This is a genomic window from Aquaticitalea lipolytica (assembly GCF_014641635.1).
Lineage (GTDB): Bacteria > Bacteroidota > Bacteroidia > Flavobacteriales > Flavobacteriaceae > Aquaticitalea > Aquaticitalea lipolytica.
The window spans coordinates 1-1,682 of the sequence record NZ_BMIC01000022.1 but is presented as its reverse complement, the minus strand read 5'-3'; the positions used below and the strand labels follow the sequence as shown (position 1 = coordinate 1,682).

3 protein-coding genes are annotated in these 1,682 nt (G+C 27.9%); 2 read left to right on the top strand and 1 reads right to left on the bottom strand.

Features of this window, described 5'->3' with window-relative positions; translation table 11 throughout:
- A partial coding sequence (locus tag IEW41_RS14390) for a hypothetical protein (RefSeq protein ID WP_188607075.1) occupies positions 1–368 on the top strand: 368 nt, incomplete at its 5' end.
- A gap of 214 nt (positions 369–582) precedes the next feature.
- Here IEW41_RS14390 and IEW41_RS14385 read toward each other — a convergent pair.
- Entirely contained in the window at positions 583–1,095 is a 513-nt protein-coding gene (locus tag IEW41_RS14385; RefSeq protein ID WP_188607074.1) for a hypothetical protein, read from the bottom strand.
- 216 nt (positions 1,096–1,311) lie between these two features.
- Between IEW41_RS14385 and IEW41_RS14380 the strand changes: the two genes are divergently transcribed.
- Positions 1,312–1,682: hypothetical protein (locus tag IEW41_RS14380; RefSeq protein ID WP_188607073.1), on the top strand; the 371-nt coding region annotated here is incomplete at its 3' end.

The following is a 1,682-nucleotide window of genomic DNA, read 5'->3' as shown; positions in this document are numbered from 1 at the left end:
GTTTAAGAGTTTATAATCCCTTTGATATTGTCCCTATGGGATTTGCAGATTTAGATAAAATAAAACAATTATATGGTAAAGAACCTCCTTATGTATTGTGCCCTGATGGATTTAAAGCCATTATAGACAGCCTAGAATATACACTTCCAAACTATGTGCAAGTTGGAACAGGATATCAATTGAAAGGGTTTATCGTTCCTGTTAAAGGCGCAGTAGATGTATTTAATAGGTCTCAAGTTTTTATTGATGAAATTGAAATTCAGCATTCCTGTTTTACTTACCTTCACTTACTGAATGCTCCTTTAACGTATGGAGCACCAAAAATATGGCCTCCTAAGTATATTGTAGCTAAAAAACTAAATAGATAAAAAACACTTCAACACTTTTTAATAGTATTTCAAGAAGAAGAATACAATTAGATAACAATTACTTTTGAAATTATGTAAATAGAGAATTTTATACTGTTAGACCAAATTCTGTGGCACTATAAATATAAAATTGCTTTCTATCATGCTTTTTTGATTCTGATACTTTTAAAACCATTACTTATCTGAATGCTAGTAAAACTGTTTCTAAAAATCTTTAACTCTTAAAAATAGAAGGTATAAGAAATAGTGTTAATCCTGATAATATTAGTGAGCCAATGGAACTATATAATAATTCAGAATTATAATCACTAGAATGATTCTCTTTATTTAAATTCAATACGTCGTTTAATCTGCTAATCTCAGCATGAGCAATTTTCAATTCGTCTTGTAAATCAAAAATGGTTTTATTCATTTCTAGTTGCTTCTTAATATATTTCCTGTTTGTCTTCTGTTCCATTTCAATGCGGTGTTCTGCATTTTCTATAGCTAAATTTAATTTTCGATTTTCTTTCTCAATATCTTTTAATTGTAGTTTTAGTTCCTCTTCTTTCGGAGATGTCTTCCCTATAAAATCATAGTTATTTTTATAGGCATAAACTAGACTGGCTATCAATTCTGATCTTGAGATATTTCTATCATTGGCTATTTGTTGTAGTGCAGTTTTCTCTTCAGCCGTGGTCTTAAAACTTAATGTGATGCTTTTTGTGGATTCTACAATGTTTTCCATAATTTCTGTGTTTTATTTAATATTATACTAAAGGTCTACTCAAAGTATACCGGTTGTTTACCTTTAGTATACTTTTGTATTTTATAATTTCATATTATTGTTTTTCAATTATTTATATACAATATAATTCTAATTTTCTTATTTTAATATCAAATATATGATTATTCTATTTATTTTTATATCTTTACTATAGTTTTTATTCAATAACCCAATAATATGACACCACTAACCATTGCACATATTGGAAATTCTGTATTTGAAGAAAGAAATATAAACCCTAGTCAATTAGGTGTTAGTTCTAAAAACATTAATTATTGGATTAAAGAAAAACTGATCCCTTTTGCTTCTGCTCAACAAGTTGATAAAACTAATAAAGAGTCGAAATCTAAATGGGTAAAATTAAACCTTGCTCAAGCTGTTTGGGTTTCAATTGTAAATGAACTTATCAATTTTAAAGTTTCTTCTGATAAATTAGAAGAATTAGCTTATATGGTATGGCAAAAGCCAAGAGAAGATAAATTTGCTGATTCGGTATTTGAGCATCATATCAATAACAATCCTAATAATTTACCCAAGCATGAGATTGA